This is a genomic window from Glaciimonas sp. OK215, assembly GCF_057787885.1.
In genome coordinates this window covers 4,610,227-4,635,333 of the sequence record NZ_CM173544.1, presented here as the reverse complement: position 1 = coordinate 4,635,333, position 25,107 = coordinate 4,610,227, and the positions used below count along the sequence as shown (strand labels likewise).

Annotated in this window: 18 protein-coding genes; 8 read left to right on the top strand and 10 right to left on the bottom strand. The window is 55.7% G+C overall.

The window, feature by feature from the left end:
* Window positions 1–21: 21 nt before the first annotated feature.
* A complete protein-coding gene (gene cspE, locus AC3CHX_RS21445; RefSeq protein WP_009665919.1) occupies window positions 22–225 on the bottom strand; it encodes a transcription antiterminator/RNA stability regulator CspE in 204 nt (67 codons plus the stop codon).
* Between the two features lie 351 nt (window positions 226–576).
* Here cspE and clpS point away from each other — a divergent pair, with 351 nt between their 5' ends.
* Together clpS and clpA are read left to right on the top strand one after the other, a co-directional pair.
* A complete protein-coding gene (clpS, locus tag AC3CHX_RS21440) occupies window positions 577–885 on the top strand; it encodes an ATP-dependent Clp protease adapter ClpS (protein ID WP_488630020.1) in 309 nt (102 codons plus the stop codon).
* Window positions 882–3,182: an ATP-dependent Clp protease ATP-binding subunit ClpA gene (gene clpA, locus AC3CHX_RS21435; protein ID WP_488630019.1), complete on the top strand. Its 2,301-nt coding sequence runs from the start codon at window positions 882–884 to the stop codon at window positions 3,180–3,182. Before clpS ends, clpA begins: the two co-directional genes overlap by 4 nt.
* 166 nt (window positions 3,183–3,348) lie before the next feature.
* Here the strand turns inward: clpA and AC3CHX_RS21430 are convergent, their stop codons facing one another.
* The 8 genes from AC3CHX_RS21430 to AC3CHX_RS21395 all read right to left on the bottom strand — a co-directional run bounded on the left by AC3CHX_RS21430 (window position 3,349) and on the right by AC3CHX_RS21395 (window position 12,387).
* Window positions 3,349–4,458, bottom strand: a complete 1,110-nt coding sequence (locus tag AC3CHX_RS21430; protein WP_488630018.1) for a M48 family metalloprotease — start codon at window positions 4,456–4,458, stop codon at window positions 3,349–3,351.
* Between the two features lie 11 nt (window positions 4,459–4,469).
* Window positions 4,470–4,919, bottom strand: coding sequence for a dUTP diphosphatase (gene dut, locus AC3CHX_RS21425; RefSeq protein ID WP_488630017.1), 450 nt, complete (start codon window positions 4,917–4,919; stop codon window positions 4,470–4,472).
* Between the two features lie 93 nt (window positions 4,920–5,012).
* Window positions 5,013–6,212, bottom strand: a complete 1,200-nt coding sequence (gene coaBC / locus AC3CHX_RS21420; protein ID WP_488644894.1) for a bifunctional phosphopantothenoylcysteine decarboxylase/phosphopantothenate--cysteine ligase CoaBC — start codon at window positions 6,210–6,212, stop codon at window positions 5,013–5,015.
* 47 nt (window positions 6,213–6,259) lie between these two features.
* A complete protein-coding gene (gene lspA / locus AC3CHX_RS21415; protein ID WP_488630016.1) occupies window positions 6,260–6,769 on the bottom strand; it encodes a signal peptidase II in 510 nt (169 codons plus the stop codon).
* Window positions 6,770–6,844: 75 nt separating this feature from the next.
* On the bottom strand, window positions 6,845–9,748 hold the full coding sequence (ileS, locus tag AC3CHX_RS21410) for an isoleucine--tRNA ligase (protein ID WP_488630015.1): 2,904 nt from the start codon (window positions 9,746–9,748) through the stop codon (window positions 6,845–6,847).
* Window positions 9,749–9,877: 129 nt separating this feature from the next.
* Window positions 9,878–10,855, bottom strand: coding sequence for a bifunctional riboflavin kinase/FAD synthetase (locus AC3CHX_RS21405; protein WP_488630014.1), 978 nt, complete (start codon window positions 10,853–10,855; stop codon window positions 9,878–9,880).
* A gap of 194 nt (window positions 10,856–11,049) precedes the next feature.
* On the bottom strand, window positions 11,050–11,493 hold the full coding sequence (locus tag AC3CHX_RS21400; RefSeq protein WP_488630013.1) for a YidB family protein: 444 nt from the start codon (window positions 11,491–11,493) through the stop codon (window positions 11,050–11,052).
* Window positions 11,494–11,661: 168 nt separating this feature from the next.
* Entirely contained in the window at window positions 11,662–12,387 is a 726-nt protein-coding gene (locus AC3CHX_RS21395) for a 16S rRNA (uracil(1498)-N(3))-methyltransferase (protein ID WP_488630012.1), read from the bottom strand.
* 372 nt (window positions 12,388–12,759) lie between these two features.
* Between AC3CHX_RS21395 and tkt the strand changes: the two genes are divergently transcribed.
* The 5 genes from tkt to AC3CHX_RS21370 all read left to right on the top strand — a co-directional run bounded on the left by tkt (window position 12,760) and on the right by AC3CHX_RS21370 (window position 17,720).
* Window positions 12,760–14,754, top strand: coding sequence for a transketolase (gene tkt, locus AC3CHX_RS21390; RefSeq protein ID WP_488630011.1), 1,995 nt, complete (start codon window positions 12,760–12,762; stop codon window positions 14,752–14,754).
* Window positions 14,751–15,353 carry a GNAT family N-acetyltransferase gene (locus tag AC3CHX_RS21385; protein ID WP_488630010.1) on the top strand — a complete coding sequence of 201 codons (603 nt, stop codon included), beginning with the start codon at window positions 14,751–14,753 and terminating at the stop codon, window positions 15,351–15,353. Before tkt ends, AC3CHX_RS21385 begins: the two co-directional genes overlap by 4 nt.
* A gap of 53 nt (window positions 15,354–15,406) precedes the next feature.
* Window positions 15,407–16,417 (top strand): type I glyceraldehyde-3-phosphate dehydrogenase, encoded by a 1,011-nt coding sequence (gap, locus tag AC3CHX_RS21380; protein WP_488630009.1) that lies wholly within the window; start codon window positions 15,407–15,409, stop codon window positions 16,415–16,417.
* 176 nt (window positions 16,418–16,593) lie between these two features.
* Window positions 16,594–17,322 (top strand): class I SAM-dependent methyltransferase, encoded by a 729-nt coding sequence (locus tag AC3CHX_RS21375; RefSeq protein ID WP_488630008.1) that lies wholly within the window; start codon window positions 16,594–16,596, stop codon window positions 17,320–17,322.
* 56 nt (window positions 17,323–17,378) lie between these two features.
* Window positions 17,379–17,720, top strand: coding sequence for a putative signal transducing protein (locus AC3CHX_RS21370; protein ID WP_488630007.1), 342 nt, complete (start codon window positions 17,379–17,381; stop codon window positions 17,718–17,720).
* 74 nt (window positions 17,721–17,794) lie between these two features.
* On the opposite strand, the gene glnE is transcribed toward AC3CHX_RS21370, so the two are convergent.
* On the bottom strand, window positions 17,795–20,572 hold the full coding sequence (gene glnE / locus AC3CHX_RS21365; protein ID WP_488644893.1) for a bifunctional [glutamate--ammonia ligase]-adenylyl-L-tyrosine phosphorylase/[glutamate--ammonia-ligase] adenylyltransferase: 2,778 nt from the start codon (window positions 20,570–20,572) through the stop codon (window positions 17,795–17,797).
* A 245-nt stretch (window positions 20,573–20,817) separates the two neighbouring features.
* On the opposite strand from glnE, the gene AC3CHX_RS21360 reads away from it, so the two are divergent.
* The gene (locus tag AC3CHX_RS21360; protein ID WP_488630006.1) at window positions 20,818–25,056 is read left to right on the top strand and encodes a YhdP family protein; all 4,239 of its coding nucleotides are present in this window, start codon (window positions 20,818–20,820) and stop codon (window positions 25,054–25,056) included.
* Window positions 25,057–25,107 lie beyond the last annotated feature (51 nt).

The following is a 25,107-nucleotide window of genomic DNA, read 5'->3' as shown; positions in this document are numbered from 1 at the left end:
ACAAAAAGCATCTTAGGTTCATTAAGGTGCTTGAATGTTAGAAGCTTGCTTGCCTTTAGGGCCTTGCGTGACTTCGAACTGTACTTTTTGACCTTCTTTGAGGGTCTTGAAGCCGTTCATCTGGATTGCGGAAAAGTGTGCGAACAAATCTTCACCGCCATCATCTGGAGTGATAAAGCCGAAGCCTTTAGAGTCGTTGAACCACTTGACTGTACCTGTTGCCATAAAATAGCGTCTTTCAAATAATGACTAATCACACGAGCCGTAAAAGCAAGAAGCCTCGCGTAACGCTGCCCCTTCTAAAACTTGCTCACTTCTATTAACAAGTAAAACGTACTCATCAATGAATGTCATTCTTCTCGTTAAAAAAAGAAAAGTCAAGTGAATTTGTTGCCGCTAATCAAGCCGATGATTTCGGTCACGTTTTTCTTCCAGAAACCGCTCTTGAATTCTATCGTTGTAACGTCATCTGCATTGCAGTGAGAAAGCGCGTACTATTAAATTAATTTGGATTTAGCTCAGTGCCTCGCAGCGAGATTGTGCTGCGCATCTGTATGAACGATTTAGAATAGACGCATGGTAACCAAGCATGAAGATGGAACGGTAGCGACGCGACAGGAGCAAAAGCTCAAGCCGCCCCCTATGTATCAGGTATTTTTGTTGAATGATGATTTCACACCGATGGAATTCGTCGTTGCTGTGATTCAGGAATACTTCAACAAGGATCGCGAGACTGCGACGCAGATTATGCTCAAAGTGCATCGCGAAGGTAAAGGCATGTGTGGTGTGTTCTCGAAAGATATCGCGTCCACAAAAGTCGATTTAGTATTAACGCACGCGCGAAAAGCAGGACATCCCCTGCAATGCGTGATGGAGGAAGCATGATTGCGCAGGAATTGGAAGTAAGTTTGCACATGGCTTTTGTTGAGGCCCGACAAGCACGACACGAGTTCATCACTGTGGAGCATCTGCTGCTGGCGCTGCTGGACAACCCATCGGCGGCAGAAGTGCTGCGCGCGTGTGCTGGCAACATTGAAGATCTGCGCAAGACGTTGACGATTTTCATCGGTGACAACACGCCCACGGTACCGGGCTCGGGCGAAGTCGACACGCAGCCGACACTGGGCTTTCAGCGCGTCATCCAGCGCGCGATCATGCATGTGCAGTCGGCTTCCAACGGCAAGAAGGAAGTCACTGGTGCCAACGTGCTGGTAGCCATCTTCGGCGAGAAAGATTCGCATGCCGTTTATTATCTGCATCAGCAGGGCGTGACGCGCCTGGATGTCGTGAATTTCATTTCGCACGGCGTACGCAAGGATCAGGTCGGCGATGTACAGAAATCTTCGGAAGGTGTGGAAGAGGTGCAGGCCGAAGGTCAGCAAAAAGAAAGTCCGTTAGACCAATTTACGCAAAACCTGAACAAGCTGGCGTCCGAAGGCAAGATCGATCCGCTGATAGGTCGCGAGTTTGAAGTGGAGCGGGTGATCCAGACTTTGTGCCGTCGCCGCAAAAACAATCCATTGCTGGTCGGTGAAGCCGGCGTGGGCAAGACGGCTATCGCCGAGGGCCTGGCATGGCGGATCACACAAGGCGATGTCCCCGAAATTTTGAGCAATGCGATTGTCTACTCGCTGGATATGGGCGCGTTGCTGGCCGGCACTAAATATCGTGGCGATTTCGAGCAGCGTCTGAAAGCGGTGCTCAAGCAGTTGAAAGACAGCGAACACGGTATTTTGTTTATCGATGAAATCCACACCATCATCGGTGCCGGTTCTGCCTCGGGCGGTACGCTGGACGCATCGAATTTGTTGAAACCGGCGCTCTCCAGCGGCCAGCTGAAATGTATCGGTGCGACCACTTACACTGAATTCCGCGGCGTCTTCGAGAAAGATCATGCGCTCTCACGTCGTTTCCAGAAGATCGATGTTAACGAGCCGACAGTCGAACAAACCGTACAAATTTTACGCGGCTTGAAATCCCGCTTTGAAGAGCATCATGGCGTTAAGTATTCGGCGATTGCGCTGACTACCGCAGCCGAGTTGGCGGCGCGCTTTATCAATGATCGTCACTTGCCGGACAAGGCCATCGACGTGATTGACGAAGCGGGTGCGGCGCAACGCGTGTTGCCGAAGTCGAAGCAAAAGAAAACCATCGGCAAAACCGAGATTGAAGACATCATTTCGAAGATCGCTCGGATTCCGCCGCAAACAGTCAATCAGGATGATCGCAGCAAGCTGAAGACCATAGACCGTGATTTGCGAAATGTGGTGTTCGGTCAGGATCCCGCAATTGATGCGTTGGCATCAGCGATCAAGATGGCGCGTGCCGGCCTCGGCAAGACCGACCGGCCAATTGGCTCGTTCTTGTTCTCTGGCCCGACCGGGGTAGGCAAAACCGAAGTGGCGAAGCAACTGGCCTTCATCCTGGGTATCGAGCTGATTCGTTTCGATATGTCGGAATACATGGAGCGTCACGCGGTCAGTCGTCTGATTGGTGCGCCACCGGGTTATGTCGGGTTCGACCAGGGTGGCTTGTTGACCGAGGCTGTGACCAAGAAACCGCACGCGGTGCTGCTGCTCGACGAAGTCGAAAAAGCCCATCCGGACATTTTCAATATTCTGTTGCAGGTGATGGATCACGGCACGCTGACCGATAACAATGGACGCAAGGCGGACTTCCGCAATGTGATCATTATTATGACCACCAATGCTGGTGCAGAGAGTCTGCAGAAGCGTACCATCGGTTTCACCGAGAAGAAGGAAGCCGGCGATGAGATGGCGGATATCAAGCGGATGTTCACGCCAGAGTTCCGTAACCGCATTGACTCGATCATCAGCTTCCGCGCTCTGGATGAGGAAGTCATCCTGCGCGTGGTCGATAAATTCCTGATGCAACTGGAAGAGCAATTGCACGAGAAGAAGGTGGAAGCAGTCTTCTCCGAGAATTTGCGTAAATTCCTGGCGCGGAAAGGTTTTGATCCGCTGATGGGCGCACGACCGATGTCACGTTTGATTCAGGACATGATACGTAAGGCGCTGGCCGATGAACTGTTGTTTGGCAAGCTGGTTGCCGGTGGCCGGGTTACGGTTGATCTGGACGAGAAAGATCAGATCAAACTGGAATTTCCGGCAAAGAACTCCGCCAAGCCGGCAACGCCCCAAGAAACGGTTGAGGTTGAATAGTGGTGGTGAGATAGTATCCAGACCGCCGTTGCCGAATGAAAAAGCCCGAGTTCACGTCCGTGATTCGGGCTTTTTAACAGATCTGGAAATATATCAGCAATGCTTTAGCGACGGGACTATGGCGAATCCAGCGCACCAGATGGCCGGTGCGCGATGCGGTCGGACATCAAGGAATCAGAGACGTACCAACAGCTTGCTTGGCATCGATATCCGAGATGGTTTTCTGGATGATTGCCATACGCGCAGCAGTGGCGGGATGGATCGCGGTATGGCCGTTTGGTACGCTGCCTGGATATTGCGATGCCAGGCGTTGCCAGAACGCCGCTGCATTATCGACGTGATAGCCAGCGCGCGCCACCATGTACAGTGCAAGTTTGTCCGCGGCGACATCAAGTTGCTGGGTATACGGTTTGACGCCGGCACTGCCTGATAGCGAACCGGTATCGGGGCGCAGACGTATCAGGTTGTCGATAATCCCGCTCATGGTGGCGGTCATGCGTTGTTTCACCACGTGCATCAACGAGTTATGCGCCATTTCGCGGGCGATGACATACGCGAGTTCGTCATCAGTCTGGGCGAATTTCAACAGCCCTGATGTAATCAGGACACGGCGTCCATCGGCATAACTGTTGACGTTATCGGTATTGCCTAATTCGATGCCAAAGGCGCAGGCCCGGGTCAGCGGTACGCTGAGGCTGACGTCTTGCCCATTCCGCGTCAATCCCAGATCAATCGTAGTGCGCCGACTGACCAATGGTCCAAGCATCAATGCCGCTTCTCGTTCGGCATTCGGGCCTTGGGGGACCGGTTTGCCTTGAATTGCGGTGAGTAGATCGCCAGGTTTGACGCCAGCCTGTGCCGCACCGCTACCAGCCAATACGCCAGTCACCTGCAGTTGGTCGGTCAGGCCTAAAGAAGCTTGTGCCGCTTCAACGAATTCGGTTGAATAAGAATATTTTGTTTTTGCAGTAAAGCCGAGCAGGTTGCGCGCATTGTTGCGGCAAAGCACTGCGTTATTTACCAACAATGGCGCTGCTACAGCGTACAGGCGGTCCTGCTGCGTCACCAGTGCGCGAAGTTCTGTTTGTTGCGGAGTTGTCGGCGCCTTGATTGGACGCGATGTCGGCTGCGGTGCTGGTTGCGTTTTGCCAGTGGTTGGCGGCGCTGTTGCGACACCGTTTGGCTGTTGTGTTGCGCAGGCGGTCAGCAAGACGAGTGGTAACGCCACAGCATAGCGCTTCATTTCAAACCATTTGCCATAGCTGGTTGCCTTCATAGATTTCTCCATCAGTGTTTCCCGGTGCTACCGAAGCCGCCGGCGCCACGTTCGCTGCTGTCGAATTCTGCCACGACGTTAAAACCGACACGCATTACCGGTACTACGATGAGTTGCGCCAGACGTTCCATTGGATGTAGAACGAATTCAGCCGCGCCACGATTCCAGGTCGAAACCATCAGCTGGCCCTGATAATCCGAGTCGATCAACCCGACCAGATTGCCTAGAACGATGCCATGTTTATGGCCCAGACCGCTACGCGGCAAGATCATTGCGGCATATGCCGGATCGCCGATGTGAACCGCCAGGCCGGTCGGGATCAAATGCGTTTCGCCCGGCTTGATGGTCAGTGGTGCATCGAGGCAGGCACGCAAATCCAGGCCGGCACTACCTTCGGTTGCGTAAGCCGGCAATTGATCCTGCATGCGTGGATCGAGAATTTTTACGTCTATTGTTTTCATGTAATAAATCTATCGGCTCATTATCTGTTGAGAAAGGTGGCTGAAATCGCCGTCCAAACGGCCATTCAGCGATGGCAGCGGGAAGGTGGCGATTCAAGCGAGGCGTACCGCAATTTCCGCAATTAGCTGACGTGCCAGTTGCAGCTTGTTGGCGCGAGGCAAACTGGTATGACCTTGGACGTCGAATAGTACGAGTTGGTTCTCGTCTTTGCCAAATGTATCGTGGCCGATATTCCCAACCAATAGCGGCACATTTTTCTTTTTGCGTTTTGTTTCGGCAAATTGCAGCAGATTTTCAGATTCTGCGGCAAAGCCGACACAGTAAGGTCGCTGTGGCAAAGGCAGTGCGGCGACTGTCGCGAGAATATCCGGATTTTGCGCGAACACCAGTTCCGGGGTGCTGCCATCGGGATTTTTTTTCAGTTTTTGGTCGCTGGCATTGGCGACATACCAATCCGCGACCGCTGCGACCGCCACAAAAATATCCTGGCGGGCGACGTGCGACAGCACAGCATCGTGCATTTGCTGGGCGCTGAGGACGTCAATGCGTTGCACGCCGTATGGCGTCGGTAGTGCGGTTGGGCCGGAGATCAGCATGACTTCGGCACCGGCTTCACGCGCGGCGCGGGCAATCGCATAGCCCATTTTTCCGGACGAAAGATTGGTAATGCCGCGCACCGGATCAATCGCTTCAAACGTCGGGCCGGCGGTGAGCAGCAGGCGTTTTCCTTTTAGCGCTTTGGGTTGAAAGAAGGCGACGACTTCTTCCAGCAATTGGTCGGCTTCGAGGATCCGGCCCAGACCGAATTCACCACAGGCTTGTTCGCCCGCAGCGGGGCCGAGCAACTGGATACCATCCGCGAGCAACTGCCTGGCATTGCGTTGCGTCGCCGGGTTTTGCCACATCTCGACGTTCATCGCCGGTGCCACCAATAATCGCAAAGTTGCTTGTCGCGCCACGCACAGAGTCGAGAGCAAGTCATCGCACACGCCATGCGCCAGCTTCGCCATAAAGTCAGCGGAGCAGGGCGCAATCACGATTGCATCGGCGTCGCGCGTCAGGTCGATGTGCGGCATGTTATTGCCGATGCGCGCGTCCCACTGATCGGTAAATACCGGTTGTCCCGACAAGCCCTGCATCGTTACCGGCGTAATGAATTGCAGTGCGCCCTGGGTCATGACGACTTGTACCGATGCGCCTGCCTTGATTAATGCGCGTGTGAATTCGGCCGCCTTGTAGCAGGCAATGCCTCCGGTCAGGCCGAGTACGATTTTTTTACCAGCGAGATCCATCATTACTCCCGGGATAAAACAGTCTGAAACCATTTGCTGCAATTCGCCTATTTATTCACGCGACGCAACTCATCTATGACGAACAATACCGCGCCTATGCAAATCGCGCTATCGGCGATATTGAATGCGGGCCAATGCCAGCGGCCAATGTAAATATCCAGAAAATCGATCACATGACCATAGGCGATACGGTCAGTGACGTTGCCGAGCGCGCCACCGAGTATCAGTGACAGCGATGTACAAAACATGCGCTGACCGGCGTGGCGCTTCAGAAGGAACGTAATGAAGATCGCGGCCGCGATGCCAACTGCAGTGAACAGATAGCGCTGCCAGCCGGAAGCAGAGCCGAGGAAACTGAATGCGGCGCCCGGGTTGTACACCAATACCAGATTGAAGAAACTGGTGACCGCACGCGATTCGCCATAACTGAACATGCGCGTGATGGTGACCTTGGACAATTGGTCGATCAGAATCACGATAGCTGCGATGCCCATCCAGGGCAGCAGGCCGGCGCTTAATTTGGAGGAGGATGCGGAAGAACGTTTTTTAGTGGCCATAGATGTGGGTTTCAGCAAGCGAGAGTGGTGGCGACCTGAGAGCCCTGTGGGCTGACTTCAGGCCGCAGGGGCAGACTAGGCGAAATGACGTTCTTCACCGCTGCCGAACAGGTTGGAAACGCAACGGCCGCACAGACCCGCGTGCTCGGCATGGCTACCGACATCGGCACGATAGTGCCAGCAGCGCTCGCATTTCTGTTGTGTCGATGGCGTCACCAGAATTGCTTCTTCAGCTTCCGATGCGACTTCGGTGACGGTTGCTGCCGAGGTGATCAGGACAAATTTCAGATCGTCGCCAAGACTGTTCAACAACGCATACTTGCCGGCGCTGACCTTCAGCTCTACTTCCGCTTGCAGCGATGAACCGATGCCGCCGGCAGCGCGCACTTCTTCGAGTTGTTTGGTGACGTCGGCACGCAAAGTACGCAGTGCGCTGAACTTTTCGATCAATGCCGCGGCGTCGTCAATCACCGGCAGCGTGTAATAGGTCTGCGTGAATATCGTTTCGTCGCTTTCAGCGTAAGCATCTTTGCTGGCAAAGAACGACCAGGCTTCTTCGGCGGTAAATGACAGGGTTGGTGCAATCAGGCGCAGCAAGGCTTGCGTGATATGCCAGATTGCAGTTTGCGCTGAGCGTCGTGCCTGCGAGGTGACGCCACCGGTGTACAGGCGATCTTTCAGGATGTCGAGGTAGAAGCCACCCAGATCTTCCGAACAATACATCTGTAATTTCGAGATGACCGGATGGAACTCGTAGTCTTCGTAATGTTGCAGAATGTCGGCCTGCAATTGGGTCATGCTGGCGATCGCGTAGCGGTCGATTTCCAGCAACCCGGCGATTGGCTGAGCATCGGTCAATGGATTGAAATCGGACGTGTTGGCCAGCAGGAAACGCAGTGTGTTACGGATGCGGCGATAGGATTCAGTCACGCGTTTCAGGATCTCGTCGGAGATCGTGATTTCGCCGGAATAATCGCTGGACGCCACCCACAGGCGCAGGATTTCGGCGCCAAGTGTGTCCGATACTTTCTGTGGCTCGATGCCGTTCTTGAGCGACTTCGACATCTTCTTGCCTTCGCCGTCGACCACAAAGCCGTGTGTCAGCAATGCTTTGTAGGGCGCACGGCCATTCAGCATCGACGAGGTCAGCAACGAAGAGTGGAACCAGCCGCGATGCTGGTCCGAACCTTCCAGATACAGATCCGCCGGGAATTGCGATTGCAATTTATGCGATCCACGCAATACGGTTTGATGCGTCAGGCCGGAGTCAAACCAGACGTCCAGCGTGTCCCGGTTTTTCAGGTACAGGTCAGCTTCATCGCCGAGCAGCTCTTTCGGGTCGAGTGCTTGCCACGCTTCGATACCGCTTTTTTCGATACGCTGCGCAATTTGTTCCAGCAGTTCGGCGGTGCGCGGATGCAGTTCGCCGGTTTCCTTATGGACGAAGAAGGCCATCGGCACGCCCCATTGACGTTGGCGTGACAGCGTCCAGTCGGGGCGATTGGCGATCATGCCGTGCAGGCGCGCCTTGCCCCATGCCGGGAAAAAGGAGGTGTCTTCAATCGCTTGAATTGCCGTCTTGCGCAAGCTGTCTCCGCCATCTTCTGGCGTGTTATCCATGCTGGCAAACCACTGCGACGTTGCGCGGTAGATGATCGGCGTTTTATGCCGCCAGCAATGCATGTAGCTGTGATCGGACATCTCCAGTTTGAACAGCGAGCCGACTTCTTCCAGTTTGCTGCAGATCGGCTTCGACGCTTCCCAGATCGTCATGCCACTGAACAATGGCAACGATGACGCATAGCGCCCATCGCCCATTACCGGGCTGATGATGTCGTCGTCCTTCAGGCCATGCGCTTTACATGAAATAAAGTCTTCGATACCGTAGGCAGGCGCCGAGTGAACGATACCGGTACCGCTATCGGTGGTGACGTAATCGCCCAGGTAAACCGGCGACAAACGGTCGTAGCCGGGATCTGCGCTGGCCAGCGGATGCCTGAAATTGATCAGGGACAGCGCTGCGCCGTGACAGGTGGCGATGACGCTGCCTTCAAGACCGTAACGTTGCAGACACGCAGCGACCAGATCGTGCGCCAGGAGCAGCAATAACGGTTCGCCGTTACGCGTGGTTTGCACCAGTGCGTACTCCAGCTCCGGATGGACGTTAAGCGCCTGGTTGGACGGGATGGTCCATGGCGTGGTGGTCCAGATGACGACATAACCCTTATCGGTCGGCAATTTCGCCAGGCCGAACGCGGCAGCCAGTTTTTCCGGTTCGGCAAACGGGAACCCGACGTCAATCGATGGATCGCGCTTGTCCTGGTATTCGACTTCCGCTTCAGCCAGCGCCGAGCCGCAGTCGAAACACCAGTTGACCGGCTTCAGGCCGCGATATACGTAACCCTTTTCCAGTATCGTGCCGAGCGCGCGCAACTCATCGGCTTCGTTGCTGAAGTTCATCGTCTTGTACGGATTGTCCCACTCGCCCAACACGCCGAGCCGGATGAAGTCTTTGCGTTGCAAGTCGATCTGTTCGTTGGCGTACGCGCGTGCTTTCGCTTGCACTTCCGCGACCGGCAAATTCTTGCCGTATTTCTTTTCGATCTGGATTTCAATCGGCATGCCATGGCAGTCCCAGCCCGGCACGTAGTGCGCGTCAAAGCCAGCCATATTGCGGGCTTTGACGATCATGTCTTTGAGGATTTTGTTAACTGCGTGACCAAGATGGATTTCGCCGTTGGCATACGGCGGGCCGTCATGCAGGATAAATTTCGGGCGCGCTTGGGAAGCCTTGCGAATCCGCTCGTAGACCTTTTTTTCTTGCCACTGCTTAACCCATTGCGGTTCGCGCTTGGCAAGGTCGCCGCGCATCGGGAAAGCGGTTTCGGTCATGTTGACCGGATACTTGCTTTGCGGTTTGGCTGCTTTTGCGGCCTTATTGCTGTCTGGCTTAGGTGTTTGAGTTGGCTGGTCGGACATAATTTTTCTTCAATGGAATTCAGTGGACGTCTGCGGCAAAGTGGTGGTCTGTGAGACTACAGCAATGGCACCAATATGAGTCTGCCGGACGCGGGAAATCGAAGCGAGGCGGCTTGCAAGCGGACTGCGTCAAATTCGGTCGGTCGCAGAAATCGCGGCGCTATCCTGCTGGCGGAAATAGTCGCGCGCATTCTCGACATCGCGCTCGATCGCTACCGTCAAGGTCGGTAGATCGACGTACTTCTCTTCATCGCGCAGTTTGTGCAAAAACTCAACCGTCACCAACTTGCCGTAACAGTCTCCGCTGTAGTCGAGGATAAAGGCTTCCAGCAGTACTCGCCCGCTTTTGTCGACAGTGGGGCGGGTGCCGATGCTGGCCACGGCCGGTAGCGGCTGTTCCGTCAGACCGTGTACGCGCACCACGAAGATGCCGGACAGTGCAGGTTGTTTATGGTGGACACGCAAATTCAAGGTCGGAAAACCGATCGCCCGCCCCAGCTTTTTCCCGTGAACAACGTGTCCGGATATCGAATATGGATGGCCGAGCAAGGTACGCGCTTGAGCGAAGTCGCCGGCTGCCAGCGCCGCCCGTACCGCAGACGATGAGACACGCGTGCCATCATTCATTACGTTGCGCAAGGTTTCAACCTGGAAACCATGTTTTTTACCAGCTTCGATCAGTGTCACGATATTGCCGGCACGGCGGGCGCCAAAGCAAAAATCTTCACCAACCATCAGCCATCTGACGTGCAAGCCTTGCACCAGTACTTTTTCGATAAAGTCTTGCGGCGAGAGGGAGGAAAAATGGGCGTTGAAATGTTCGACGATGACGCGGTCGATACCGGCTTGCTCCAGCGATTGCAACTTGTCGCGCAAATTGGCGACGCGGGTTGGCAAGTTGACCGGATGGTTCGACAGCTGCGCGAAAAATTCGCGCGGATGTGGCTCGAATGTCATGACTGCGGCATCCAGCGCCAAATCCGTGGCGGCTTTGCGCACGTGCGCGAGCAATACCTGATGGCCGCGATGTACGCCGTCAAAGTTGCCGATAGTTAACGCGCAGGGTGCACGCGATTCAGCATTGGGAAGTCCGCGAAATACCTTCATGGAAGTGACCGGGATAGGTGTTGCAAAACCATGGATTATAAATGCTTTCGAGGCTCAAGCCGCGCCTTGCATTCGAATGGTTGACGGATCTTCTTCAGTATCGGCCTGGAAACGCAGCAAAACAGATAAAAAAATCGCCCCTCGGGGCGATTTTTGCAGAAAGTTCATCTGAATCCGCTGACCGCTTAGCGGTTTCAGGTGTTTTTGTTGCCGCTCAGCAAGCTGCCCAGCATGCCTGCCAGATCTCCCAAGCCGCCACCAGCTGCCGGAACCTGGCCATTTGGTGTCAGCTTGTTAATTAACTCGGGAAGGATTTCTGATAAATGACCGGCGGCTTCGTCTTGGGACAGGCCGGCTGCCTGTGCCAGTTGTTCGAGGTGGCCACCACCCAATGCCTGTTGCACTTGATCAGCCGATACCGGCTGATTCTCGCCGTTGCCGACCCATGAATTCACCACATCAGAGAGTCCGGCATTCTGGAATTGACTCAGCAAGCCACCCAAACCGCCGGTACCTGATTGATTGGTGAGCATGCTCAGCGCCGCCTGGATCAGCATCGCCTTAGGATCGTTCGTTTGCGTTGCTTGCCCTTGGGCACCACCGATTGCGCCAAGCAAGCCGTCTAATAGCCCCATCATTTTCTCCTGAGTAAAAAGTGAACAACAAGTTGAGGCGGGTTGAAAGGTGATGCAAGCCTCGCCGTGCGCTACAACCAACGGCGTCATCTTACAACGCCGAAATGGGTTTGAGTAGTTGTCATATTGAAAGCATATGCTGCGAAATCAAGAGCTTGCCCCCCATAGCCTTTACATCTCGCCCCAGATCGCATTCAGCGCTGCCAGCGCCGCCAGGCCAGCCGTTTCGGTACGCAAAATCCGGGCTCCCATGGACAGCATCAAAGCGCCTTGTGCACAGGCCGTATTTTCCTCGGTCTCGGTAAAGCCGCCTTCCGGGCCGATCAGCAATGCCACCGATTGCGGTGGCTGATGGCGAGCCCAGTCCGATAACGACTCTTCACCACGGGGCGATAACAGAATCCGTTTATGTAAATCCTGTTGACCCAGCCATTCATTGAGCGAGGTGAGTGGCGCCAGATGAGGTAATCGATTGCGCCCGCTTTGTTCGGCTGCGGAAACAATCACCGCCTGCCAATGCGCCTGCTTCTTCTCGACCCGGTCAGCCGTCAGTCGCACCACGCAGCGTTGCGCAGATAGAGGCTGAATCGCCGCGGCACCCAGTTCAACCGCTTTTTCGATGATCCAGTCGAGCTTTGACGCTTCCGGCAACGCTTGTGCCAGCGTGATGACGTACGGCAATTCAACTTCGCGCGGCGAGAAGGTTTTGATGTCGACGCTGACGCGTTTTTTTTCGATACTGGCGATGGTGGAGGTGTACTCGCCACCCGCACCGTTAAATAATGTAATGGGCGAACCGAGCGCCAGACGCAGCACCTGGATGTGATGCGCGACCGGTTCCGGCAGCGCCAGGGTGGCACCAATTTCAAGCGGGGTGGAGACGTAGAAACGAGGCATAGGCTGAAAAAAGGTATGAGTGGGGCAGGGTCAGGCAGCTGCAAGATCGCTCAGTATGAAGGAGTATCGCGTAATCCGCCATTCCGGGCCGGCCGAATTTCGCATGCGTGGAATGGGCGAAGGTCTGCCCGAGTTGACGCAAGAACGCATCGCAATTGCAACGGCAGCGGCAGACACGCAACTTGAACGCGGCCGCGGATTGGCGTATGAAGCTCCGCATTTTACTTCCTGTGAATGGGTAAAATGCGGCCTGGCGGCGCGGAAATGAAGCGATGGCGGCGGCATTTTGGTAAAATATCGCGCTTTGCAGCCATCCATTTCCATTCCGCCGCTGGCTGCACCCCGTCCAATCATTGCCTAACCGTAAAAACCATGACCTCCACACTCCCGACCTCGAAGATGGCCAACGCGATCCGCGCCTTGGCAATGGATGCAGTACAAAAAGCCAATTCCGGCCATCCAGGCATGCCGATGGGCATGGCGGAAATCGCAGTGGCGCTGTGGGCCAAGCACTATCGCCACAATCCCGGCAATCCAAAGTGGATCAATCGCGATCGGTTTGTGTTGTCGAACGGTCATGGCTCGATGCTGCAATATGCGTTGTTGCACCTGACCGGCTACGATCTGCCGATGGATCAGCTGCGCAACTTCCGTCAAATGCATTCGAAGACACCGGGCCACCCGGAAGTTGACGTCACACCGGGTATCGAAACCACCACAGGTCCGCTGGGTCAGGGTTTGACCAACGCGGTCGGTATGGCATTGGCAGAAAAACTGCTGGCAGCCGAGTTCAACCGCCCAGGATTTCCGGTTGTCGATCACTACACTTACACCTTCGTCGGCGACGGTTGCCTGATGGAAGGCATCTCGCACGAAGCATGTTCGCTGGCCGGTACGCTGCGCCTGTCGAAACTGATCGTGATGTATGACGATAACGGGATCTCGATCGACGGTCACGTTGAAGGCTGGTTCAAGGATGACACCCCAAAACGCTTCGAAGCGTATGGCTGGAATGTGATCCGCAGTGTCGACGGTCACGATGTCGAAGCGGTGAATGCTGCCATCCATCAAGCCAAGCTGGCCGACAAGCCAACTTTGATCTGCTGCAAAACAATTATCGGCAAGGGTTCGCCAAATCTGGCTGGTACCGACAAGGTCCATGGCGCGGCATTGGGCGACAAAGAAATCGCCGCTGTGCGCGAAGTACTGGGCTGGGCTTCGGCGCCGTTTGAAATTCCTGCCGAGGTTTACGCGGCTTGGGATGCCAAGCCGCAAGGTCAACAGTTCGAAGCGCAGTGGGATGCCTTGTTCGCTGTCTACAGCGCCGAATTCCCGGCGCAGGCTGCTGAACTGACGCGCCGCATGAAGGGTGAATTGCCTGGCAATTTCGAACAGACGCTGAGTGCCTACGTCGCCACTTGCGTCGATAAGCAGGAAACCATCGCCACCCGTAAAGCCAGCCAAAACGCGATTCAGGCGCTGGCGCCGGTGTTGCCGGAATTCCTCGGCGGTTCGGCTGATTTGACCGGCTCGAACCTGACCAACTGGAAAGAATGTGTCGCAGTGCGTGCGGACCAGCCCGGCAACCATATCAACTATGGCGTGCGCGAATTCGGTATGAGCGCAATGATGAATGGCATCGCCTTGCATGGCGGCTACATTCCGTTTGGGGCGACCTTCCTGACCTTCTCCGATTACAGCCGGAATGCGTTGCGCATGGCATCGCTGATGAAGCTGCGGTCGATTTTCGTGTTCACGCATGACTCGATCGGCCTCGGCGAAGACGGCCCGACCCATCAATCGGTTGAACATGTATCGAGCCTGCGCCTGATCCCGCATCTGGATAACTGGCGTCCATGCGACACGGTTGAATCGGCGGTGGCATGGGGCCAGGCGGTCAAGCGCCAGGATGGCCCAAGCACATTGATTTTCTCGCGTCAGAACCTGGCTTATCAACCACGCGATGCAGCGCAAATCGCGAATATTCAGCGCGGCGGTTATGTGTTGAAAGACGCGCAAGATGCGAAAGCCATCATCATCGCGACCGGCTCCGAAGTGGATCTGGCTGTCAAGGCTGCGGACGCACTGGCGGCAGAGGGCATCGCAGTCCGCGTGGTGTCAATGCCAAGCACCGACGTTTTCGATCGTCAGGAAGCCGCTTATAAAGCTAGCGTGCTGGAGCGCGGTCTGCCGCGTGTCGCGGTCGAAGCGGGCGTCACTGCCGGCTGGCACAAGTACGTTGGTCTGGAAGGCGCTGTTGTCGGTATCGATACCTTCGGCGAGTCGGCACCGGCCGGCGTGCTGTTCAAGCACTTCGGTTTCACCGTTGAAAATGTGGTTGCCAAAGTCAAACTGACCATCGCATGAGCGTGGAGATACAGAAGGCCAGGAATGTTACTCGGGTAGCTGAGGTAACTGAGGTCACCGATTTCACCAACATCGTTGGTGATTTTTCGGTACGTCGCGCCACCGTCGCCGATGCGGCGGTGATCGCGGCAGTGCGCATCGACAGCTGGCGGGCCACTTATCGCGGCATTGTTCCTGATGCTTATCTGGATGGCATGAAAGTCGAAGAAAGCACAGCGCTGTGGACGCGCATACTGAATGCGGCTTCGGATGCCGCCTGTGTTTTCGTGGCTGAAATAAAGGGCGAAATTGTCGGCTTCGCAGCCGGCATGACGTTGCGTGAACCGAAGCTCGGCTTCGACAGCGAATTGACCGCGATTTATCTGATTCCATCGGTACAGCGCGCCGGTATCGGCCGCCGGCTGGTGGCACATGTGGCGGCAACGCTGGCAAGCGCCGGTGCCAACAGCATGCTGGTATGGGTGCTGGCGCAAAATAACATCGCCCGGGAATTTTATGCCAGGCTCGGTGCGGAACTGCTGACCGAGCAGGCATTTAGCTGGGATGAGCTGGATTTGCGGGAGGCTGGCTACGGCTGGCGCACGATACGAGTTAAGTGAAGGTGGTTTCTAGTAATCGCCTTAAATTATTGTTCATACCCTAGGAGAAAAGCATGACTATTCGCGTTGCAATTAATGGCTATGGCCGCATCGGCCGCAACATCCTCCGCGCGCATTACGAAGGCGGCAAAAAACATGACATCGAGATCGTCGCGATCAACGATCTGGGCGACCCGAAAACCAACGCACACCTGACCCAATACGATACGGCGCATGGCAAATTTCCAGGCACGGTAACGGTTGACGGCGATGCTATCGTCGTCAATGGCGACCGCATCAAAGTATTTGCGCAACGTAATCCGGCCGAGCTGCCATGGGGCGAGCTGAAGATTGACGTCGTGCTCGAATGCACCGGCTTCTTCACCACCAAGGAAAAAGCCAGCGCCCACATCCAGGGTGGCGCCAAGAAAGTCATCATCTCGGCACCCGGCGGCAAAGACGTTGACGCCACTGTCGTCTTCGGCGTCAATCACGACGTGTTGAAATCGAGCGACACCGTGATTTCGAACGCCTCTTGCACCACCAACTGCCTGGCACCGCTGGTCAAGCCGCTGAACGACAAAATCGGTGTCGTGAATGGCCTGATGACCACGATACATTCTTACACCAACGACCAGGTATTGACGGACGTCTATCACGAAGATTTGCGTCGCGCCCGTTCGGCCACCATGAGCATGATCCCGACCAAAACCGGTGCCGCTGCGGCAGTCGGCCTGGTATTGCCGGAACTTAACGGCAAGCTCGACGGCTTCGCGATTCGCGTGCCGACCATCAACGTTTCGCTGGTCGATCTGTCGTTCGTCTCTGCGCGCGAAACCACTGTTGACGAAGTCAATGCGATCCTGAAAGAAGCGTCGGAAGGTGCACTCAAGGGCGTCCTGACGTACAACGTCGAACCGCTGGTATCGGTCGATTTCAACCACAATCCGGCATCGTCGAATTTCGATGCGACATTGACTAAAGTGTCCGGTAGCCTGGTCAAAGTGTCGAGCTGGTACGACAACGAGTGGGGTTTCTCGAACCGCATGCTGGATACCACTGTGGCATTGATGTCAGCCAAGTAATCTGTACCAAACTGGTTGCTGCCAAAGAAGCCCCGCGAGTCGGGGCTTTTTTGCGCAAGAAAGCGAACGTATTTAAGTACCATCGCTTGGTACTAAGGCATTTGTTTATAATGCGGCTCACTTGGCAACGTCTGCCTGAATACGCAACACCAAAGACTTGATCCCAGAAAGCTTGCATGAGCGCACCCATTGTCGTTAGTTCCGCTGCATCGTATCCGCATGTCCCCGAGACCGCTTTCGGCATCTGGTTTTTGCAAACCAATGTCTGGACCTGGCATGTGCTTGAGCGGGCGATCAAGGATGTCGAGCGTTTGATTCCAACGCGCCGGGCGTCGTATCCGGTCGTGGTGGATGTGGGTTGCGGTTGGGGGCGTTCGCTGCCGAAATTGCACAAGCGTTTTGCGCCGCGGCGCTTGATCGGGATCGATGTCGATCCGGAAATGCTGCAAAAATCGGCGCAGGAAGCGCAACTCGCGGGCATCGAAGTCGAGTTGTTGCACGACACCAGTTCGGATCTGCCTTTTGACGACAACAGCGTCGATCTGCTGTTCTGTCATCAGACCTTTCATCACCTGATCGAGCAGGAGCAGGCCATCCAGGAATTTTTTCGGGTACTGAAGCCGGGCGGGGTGCTGTTGTTCGCCGAGTCGACCCGGCGGTATATTCATTCATGGCTTATCCGTTTGCTGTTTCGTCACCCGATGGCGGTGCAAAAAACCGCGCCTGAATATCTGGCGTTGATTCGCGCCAGCGGGTTTGAGGTTGCCGAACAATCGATTTCTTATCCTTACCTGTGGTGGAGCCGCGAGGATCTGGGATTGGCAGAAAGTGTATTCAGGATCGAGCCGGCACGCGAACGTGAAGAGACGCTGATTAATTTGGCGGCGGTGAAGCCGCCGATTTGATACAGTAGCGCTGAGTAGTGTCGATTGAGTCGTTTCTGAGCATGAGGAGTACGCATATGAACGCCGCCAGCACGATATTGCCTTGCGCCGAAATTGACGCTCTCAACGGTACGGACGCGATCCGATCCGGGGATTTCGAAACTATCGCGACCTCGCTGATACCATCCGACATGCATATTTTGCAGGGACGCCTGCGCTCGGATGGCATTCCGGCTTTCGTCGTAGATGCACATATGAGTCAGGTGCAATCGCTGTGGTCGATTGCAACCGGCGGCGTCCGACTACAGGTGCCATCGGCCTTTGTAGAACGGGCGCGCCAATTATTGGCAGAACTGGATGCAGGGCATTTGGCGTTGCGCGACGATGAAGAGGAGTTTGGCGTTGCGCCAAAGGAGTAAGTCGCCGTTACCAAAGCCAGAGCGGAAGACCCGCTCTTTAAGCCGGGAAAAATGGCGCTCTTCTCGCAATCGGTTTATGCCTGATCTGCATCTGTCACAAACACCGTCGCCAGCAATTTCTTCACCACCGTCATCTCGGACGCCACCCAATCCGGCGCCACGCGTGCGCGTTCGTCACCTTGCAGGCGGCGCTGATGTTGCAGCTTGCGGTAGTGGCGATAAGCATTCGCCACTGCGCCGGCCAGCGTTGCATCAATCAACCCCAATTCGCCACATAACTTGAGCAATGCGATATTCCCAATGTCGGCGGCCAACGCTGGATGGGACGCGGAGTAACGCAGGATCAAAAACTGCACCAGGAATTCGATGTCGATCATGCCGCCGGCATCGTGCTTCAGATCGAATAGTGCGCTGCGATTGCGGTTGGCCTCGTGCATTTTTTGCCGCATGTCGCGTACGCCCTGCAGCAGCTTGAGCGGATCACGGACTTGCCGCAAGACGTCTACGCGCAGTGCTTCAAAACGCTCGCCGATACTGTTGTCACCAGCGCAGAAACGGGCGCGGGTCAAGGCCTGATGTTCCCACAGCCAGGCTGAATTGCGTTGATACTTTTCAAACGTGGCGAATGACGACACCAGCAAACCGCTGGCGCCATCCGGACGCAAGGCGGTATCGATATCGAACAGGATACCGGCCGAGGTATGGCTGGTCATCCAGGTGATAAAGCGCTGCGCCAGTTTCGCGTACAGTGCCGGTGCCTCCTGATCGTCATCGTCATACAGGAAAACCACGTCCAGGTCGGAGGCGTAGCTCAGTTCCTTGCCGCCTAGTTTGCCGTAGGCGATCACGGCAAATTTCGGCACTTCGCGGTGACGGTTGGGGAAAGTTTGCCAGACCGACTGAATCGTGGTGTCGACCAGAATGTCGGCCAGCAAGGAGAGATAATCGGCCAGGACCTCGACGCTGAGTTTGCCTTCCAGATCCTGTGCCAGCAGCCGGAACAATTGGGCATGGTGCAGTTCACGCAGCAGATCGAGCTGGCGTTCCGTATCGCCGGCCACAGCGTCCAGCTGACGCCGGCAGTCCTGCGCAAATACCGGCCAGTCGGGCACCGTGTTGAGGCTGTGGCTGTCGAGTAATTCATCGAGCAGGATAGGGTGGCGCGTCAGAAATTTGGCGGCCCAGTCGCTGGCGCCTATCATGCGGATGACGCGTAACAAAGCGTGCGGATATTCCGTCAGCAACGCCAGGTAGGCGGCGCGGCGGGCGATGGCCTCAAGAAAATCCAGCAAGCGGCCAAGCGTGGTGAGCTGCGCGGTCGATTCGACATTGTTTTTGGACTCCGGCAGTTTGCCGATAATCGGTAAGGCAACGTTGATTAATGCAGTAAAACGGTTACGGCTGATTTCCGGCAGACTTTGTATGCGCGAAGATTGCCAGGTCGATGCAAGCCGACGGGCATTGTCGATGGCGTCGTTGAAGCCGAGTGCAGTCAGCGTGGCTTCGATGGTTTCAAGACTGTCGCGGTCACTCAATCCGCACAGGGCACAGTCGGCGTCGCTATCCGGGTCGTCGGACTGGCCATTTTGCTTGTCGCTGAAGATGGCATCAAACTGGGCGGCCACCAGTACCCGGCGTTTTTCCAGCTCGCTCAGCAGGGTCTCGACATCGCCGAACCCCATCGCCTGGGCGATGATCAGGCGTTCGCCGGCGCTGACCGGCAGCGTGTGCGTCTGGGCATCATCCAGGTATTGCAAGCGGTGTTCCAGATCGCGTAAAAAGTCGTAGGCTTCCAGCAACTCCTCGACCACCTCGGCGCTCAGCAGATTTTTCTCGACCAGCGTGCGCAAGGTCTTGCGCGTGGAGCGGTCGCGCAGGTCATGGTCGCGGCCACCGCGTATCAGCTGGAATACCTGCGCCAGAAATTCGATTTCGCGGATCCCGCCGCGACCCAGCTTGACGTTGTTGTTGCGGTCGGGATGCAAGGCTTCCTGGCGTTTTACTTCGGCCCGGATTTGCCCGTGCATCAGACGCATGGCGTCGATCGACCCGTAATCCAGATAGCGCCGGAAAACGAAAGGGCGGGAGATGTTTTCCAGCAGCGTAATATCCTCGGCGCGCCCGGTCATCGCACGCGCCTTGCACCAGGCATAGCGTTCCCATTCGCGTCCTTGTGTTACCAGATAAGTTTCGACCATATTCAGGCTGGCGACGAGCGGGCCGGACGCGCCGTTCGGCCGCAACGCCATATCGACACGGAAAGTGAAGCCGTCTTCGGTGATTTCCGATATCGCCGCAATCAGCTTTTTACCAAGGCGCACAAAGAACTCGTGATTCGACAGCGCGCGTTGCGCAGCATCGCCGGTCCTGGTGTCGCCGTCCTCGGCATACACAAAAATCAGGTCGATGTCCGACGACACATTCAGTTCGCCGCCACCGAGTTTGCCCATGCCCAGGACGATCAATTCTTGCGGCAGGCCGGATTCTTCGCCGATCGGCGTGCCGTGCAGCGTTATCATTTCCTCCATGATGGCGGCCAAATGGGTTTGCACCGCGAAATCGGCGAATGCGGTCATGGTGCTGACGACTTCCTCCAAATCGGCAACGCCGGACAGGTCGCGCTCGATCAGCGTGCAGACTATCAAGTTACGCAGGCGTCGCATCGCTCGCGGTAATGCCATACCGGCATCTGTTTCATTTTGTAACAGCCGTGCAAAAGGCGCCTGGCTTAAGGATAATCCTGCCAGAGCAGCGATTTTTTCTGCGCGACCGGCTTCAGCGTTGACCCAGCGGGCGTAGAAATGGGAAGCGGCAGTGGTGCTAATGAGAGAGTGAGTCACAGCTTTGACGATAGTTGGTAAGTGAGTGAATGAGAGTTGCGCGCGGGTTGATGGGGCGATGCGGTCGATTTGAAATACTTTTGTCGGTTTTTAACATTTATCAACAACGATCCGTGCGAACATATGGGGCGGTTCGGGGTCAGACCAAGGTTGTATCTGTAAAGCAGATTTATTTTACCTTGAGTTTTCACTTAGTTATCTGTTGCTTTTTTTTCTAAGTTGCTCGTTTCTAAATTTCCAATTTTTCACATTGATTGATGTCTCAAGAGCAACAAAATACGCCTCCAGCCGTCAGTCGAGTCACGCTTTACCGGCGTAAGATTGCTGGCGCCTACGACCGCATCAATCTGCTGACGCATCATCTGGTCGGGTTTGTCCTGAAGACGCTGGTGCTGGCATACTTCCTGTTTTGCGGCTTGTTCCTGACCCTGCGTTACGCGGTCCTGCCGAATATCGACCACTACAAAAGTAACGTCGAACAGATCGCGAGCCATACTGTCGGCACGCCGATCTCGATAGGCGCCATTGCGGCATCCTGGCACGGCTTGAAGCCCAGTCTGAGATTGACCGGCGTCATTGTTCACGATCAGCAGAATTTGCCCGCGTTGAGTTTGCCGGAAGTCGTCGCTACGCTGTCATGGCGCTCGTTGCTGGTGGGCGCGCTGCGTCTGGATGCACTCGAAATCGAGCGGCCCGACCTGCAGATGGAACGGGATGCACAAGGCAATCTGTTCGTCGCCGGGATTCCGATTAATACCAAGGCCGAGAACGGTGGTGCCGGTGCCGAATGGGTGCTGGCGCAGCATCAAATCGTGATTCGGCAGGGGCGCATACGCTGGAACGACAAGTTGCGCGCAGCGCCGGAACTGGCGCTCAATAACGTGAATCTGGTGTTGCGCAATCGTTGGCGCCATCATCAGCTGTCGGTACAGGCGACGCCGCCGACGGCGTTTGCCGCGCCGATCGATGTGCGCGCCGATTTCGTGCACCCTGTGTTTGCCCGGAAAAAGGCGGATGTGACACGCTGGAAAGGTACGCTGTATGCCAATCTGCGTGATACCGATCTGACCATCTGGAAAGCCTGGGTCGATTATCCGATTGAAATTTATCAGGGCAACGGTTCGGTGCGCGCCTGGCTCGACCTGGACCATGCCAAGGTGCTTGATTTCACCGCCGACCTGGAATTGTCAGGCTTGTCGACCCGCTTGCGCAAGGATTTGGCGCCGCTGGAATTGCGCAAAGTGAAGGGCAGGATTTCCGCGCGTGAAGAGCTTGGACTGATGCCGGAAAACGGTACACCGACCTTCGGCGCCAATGGACATCAAATTTCATTGATGGATTTTTCGTTGCAGACCAGCGACGGCTTGACCTTGCCGCGTACCACGATCAATGAGTCGTATGTGCCGGCGAAGGGCAAACAGCCAGAAAAATACACGTTGAGCGCGGCAAATCTCGATCTGCAAACCATCGCGGATTTCGCGCAACGCTTGCCGCTGAGCAGGCCACAGATTCAGATGCTGAACGATTTTTCGCCGCATGGGCAGTTGCAGGATTTTTCTGCGCAATGGCAGGGCGCTTATCCGGCGATTGTGTCCTACCGTGTCAAAGGACGGTTCAAGGGCCTCACCGTGAATGCGCAGCCGCCGCGTGCCGCGCAGCCAAAAACGGCATCCCAGCCGGCGCAGGCAGCAGTGCCGGGGATACCCGGTGTCGATAACCTGACTGGCAGCATCGACGCCAGCGAACTGGGCGGGAACCTGCGTCTGGCGTCGGAAAAGTTGAGATTGTCGTTGCCGGGCTATTTTACGCAGCCGGTATTGCCATTCGATCGCCTGAACCTGCAGGCGCGCTGGCATTTTCAGGATAGTGCGCCAGAAAAAGCAGATGTAAAAGCAGCGCCACAGGCGCATGGGAAAAACCTGCTGCTGCAAATCGATAGCATGAATTTCGTGCAGGATGGTTTGGTCGGTTCGCTGTCAGGCAGCCATTTGCTGCCATTGGAAGAGCGTCACGGCGCGGCACTAGGCGTAATTGACATGACCGCAAAGATCAGTGAATTTGAATTAAACAAGATCGGGGCTTACCTGCCACTGCATACGCCGGATCATTTGCGTGACTGGCTGGTCGGCGCCCTGAAGGACGGTAAAGCGCGCGATGCGACGATCAAGATTAAAGGCGATCTGGCCCAATTTCCGTTCAACACAGCGGCGAATGATCCCAGCGCGAAAGCGAAAGGTGTGTTTACCGTTCTTGGCAAGATCGAGAACGGCAAGATGGAATACGACCCTGGCCATTTTGGTCAGGACGGCAAGCAGCCTTTATGGCCCATCCTGGAGCAAATCAACGGCACCATCGCGCTGGATCGCACCCGATTGCAAATCAAGGCCGACAATGCCAAGACCTCCAATGTGGCGTTGACTGGCGTGGTCGCGACGGTGCCGGATTTGTTGTCGCACGACGGCATGCTCAACATCGAAGGGAATGGTGCCGGCCAACTCAAGGATTTCCTGGCGTTCACCAACAACAGTCCGGTTGAGCATTGGATCGGCGGCTTTACCAATGAGTCTGAGGGCAAGGGCAACGCCAAACTGCAACTCAGCCTGAACATTCCGCTGGCGCATGCGAACGATACCAAGGTCAATGGTGCGTTGCAGTTTTTGAACAACGACGTGGTCTTGCAAAAGATTATCCCACCGATGCAAAACGTCAGCGGCACGCTTGAATTCAATGAAAAAGGATTCAGTCTGAATGGACTCAAGGGCACTTTCCTGGGTGGTCCGACCCAGGCCAGCGGCGGTACCCAGCCTGACGGTCAGAGCAAGATCAGGATCGATGGCAGTGCGTCGCTGGATGGTTTGCGTGCGGCTTATCCGAGCGCTGGTGCGCAAAATGTCTTAGGACGCGCCAGCGGCAGCAGCCGCTACAGCGCGACCGTGACAATCCGCGATCATCACACCGAGCTGCTGATTGAATCCAGCATGCAGGGGATCGCATTAAATTTCCCGACGCCTCTACGCAAGGCCGTCAACGACAGCTTGCCGCTCAAATTTGAATGGGTTGGCGTGTTGTCCGACGACCCATTGCTTCTGCGCGATGAGATCCGCGTGTCGCTGGGGGCCGCGATCGCGGCACGTTATCAACGGCAGAAATCAGTCGAAAAAGATGCCGAATGGAAAGTGCTGCGCGGCGGTATCGGCATCAATACACCGGTACCGGAGCCGGACAGCGGACTGGTGATCAATCTGAATGCAAAATCAGTCAACGTCGACGCGTGGAGTAGTCTGGCCGGCGCGGCCAATGACGCCAGCGCCAGCAAAGCCGCCGCCGATGCGACGCAGCTATCCGGCATTGCCCAATACGTTGAACCCGAGGTGGTTGCGGCACGCGCTACCGAGCTGATCGTCATGGGGAAGAAGCTGGACAACGTGGTGGTCGGTGCCTCGCGTCAAAAAAATGTCTGGCAGGTGAACATCGATTCGGCACAAGCGTCCGGCTACGTCACGTGGAATGAGTCGCGCTCCGGGCGTGGTCTGGGCAAGGTAACTGCACGGTTGTCGTCGTTGATCATTCCGGAAAATGCCGCTTCGGACGTAAAAGAAATATTGGAAAGCAAGGATGCCGCGACCCAGATACCGGGGCTCGACATCGTTGCTGACGATTTTCAACTATTGGGCAGGAAGCTTGGACGACTGGAACTGGCCGCCAACAACGTACGCGCCGATGTCGGGACTGAATGGCGCATACAGCAATTATCGATCCGCAATCCCGATGCCGAGCTAAAAGCCGCCGGCAAATGGACCACAATTAACGACAGCAACACGACTAATCTGACTTATGCGCTAGATGTTAACGATGCCGGAAAACTGCTGGAGCGTTTCGGTTTTGCCCACGTGCTGCGGGGGACCAAAGGTCGCATGGATGGCGATGTCACCTGGAAGGGGTTGCCATTTTCAATCGATATGCCGTCATTGTCGGGCCAGATTAATTTGGACATGCAAGAAGGCCAGTTCCTCAAAGTCGACGCCGGTGCCGCCAAGCTGCTCGGCGTGCTCAGCCTGCAGTCATTGCCACGTCGTCTGACTCTGGATTTCCGTGACGTGTTCTCGGAAGGTTTCGCCTTCGACAACATGGTCGGCACCGCCACCATTGCGCAGGGCAAGGCCAGCACGGACAACTTCAAGATGCGCGGTGTTGCCGCCACGGTATTGATGAGCGGTAACGCCGATATCGCCAAGGAAACACAGAACCTGCACGTCGCCGTGCTACCGGAAATCAACGCCGGTGCAGCGTCGCTGGCGGTGCTGGCGATTAATCCGGTGGTTGGCATCGGTACATTTTTAGCGCAATTGTTCCTGCGCGACCCGTTGATGCGTGCTTTCACTTTTGAATATGATATTACCGGTCCGTGGAATGACCCGATAGTCACGAAGGCAGGACATAAGGAAGAGCCGGCTGGAAGCAAGGCCGGTCCTGCAATTCCCGTTGGCAGCCGGTAGCGGATGCGTAGAATGTAATCCAGCGCTTGCAACAATGACGGACGCAAGCGA

Coding starts and splice junctions, on each gene's coding strand:
- cspE (WP_009665919.1), bottom strand. CDS start 225: ATGGCAACAGGTACAGTCAAGTGGTTCAACGACTCTAAAGGCTTCGGC.
- clpS (WP_488630020.1), top strand. CDS start 577: ATGGTAACCAAGCATGAAGATGGAACGGTAGCGACGCGACAGGAGCAA.
- clpA (WP_488630019.1), top strand. CDS start 882: ATGATTGCGCAGGAATTGGAAGTAAGTTTGCACATGGCTTTTGTTGAG.
- AC3CHX_RS21430 (WP_488630018.1), bottom strand. CDS start 4,458: ATGAAGGCAACCAGCTATGGCAAATGGTTTGAAATGAAGCGCTATGCT.
- dut (WP_488630017.1), bottom strand. CDS start 4,919: ATGAAAACAATAGACGTAAAAATTCTCGATCCACGCATGCAGGATCAA.
- coaBC (WP_488644894.1), bottom strand. CDS start 6,212: ATGGATCTCGCTGGTAAAAAAATCGTACTCGGCCTGACCGGAGGCATT.
- lspA (WP_488630016.1), bottom strand. CDS start 6,769: ATGGCCACTAAAAAACGTTCTTCCGCATCCTCCTCCAAATTAAGCGCC.
- ileS (WP_488630015.1), bottom strand. CDS start 9,748: ATGTCCGACCAGCCAACTCAAACACCTAAGCCAGACAGCAATAAGGCC.
- AC3CHX_RS21405 (WP_488630014.1), bottom strand. CDS start 10,855: ATGAAGGTATTTCGCGGACTTCCCAATGCTGAATCGCGTGCACCCTGC.
- AC3CHX_RS21400 (WP_488630013.1), bottom strand. CDS start 11,493: ATGATGGGGCTATTAGACGGCTTGCTTGGCGCAATCGGTGGTGCCCAA.
- AC3CHX_RS21395 (WP_488630012.1), bottom strand. CDS start 12,387: ATGCCTCGTTTCTACGTCTCCACCCCGCTTGAAATTGGTGCCACCCTG.
- tkt (WP_488630011.1), top strand. CDS start 12,760: ATGACCTCCACACTCCCGACCTCGAAGATGGCCAACGCGATCCGCGCC.
- AC3CHX_RS21385 (WP_488630010.1), top strand. CDS start 14,751: ATGAGCGTGGAGATACAGAAGGCCAGGAATGTTACTCGGGTAGCTGAG.
- gap (WP_488630009.1), top strand. CDS start 15,407: ATGACTATTCGCGTTGCAATTAATGGCTATGGCCGCATCGGCCGCAAC.
- AC3CHX_RS21375 (WP_488630008.1), top strand. CDS start 16,594: ATGAGCGCACCCATTGTCGTTAGTTCCGCTGCATCGTATCCGCATGTC.
- AC3CHX_RS21370 (WP_488630007.1), top strand. CDS start 17,379: ATGAACGCCGCCAGCACGATATTGCCTTGCGCCGAAATTGACGCTCTC.
- AC3CHX_RS21360 (WP_488630006.1), top strand. CDS start 20,818: ATGTCTCAAGAGCAACAAAATACGCCTCCAGCCGTCAGTCGAGTCACG.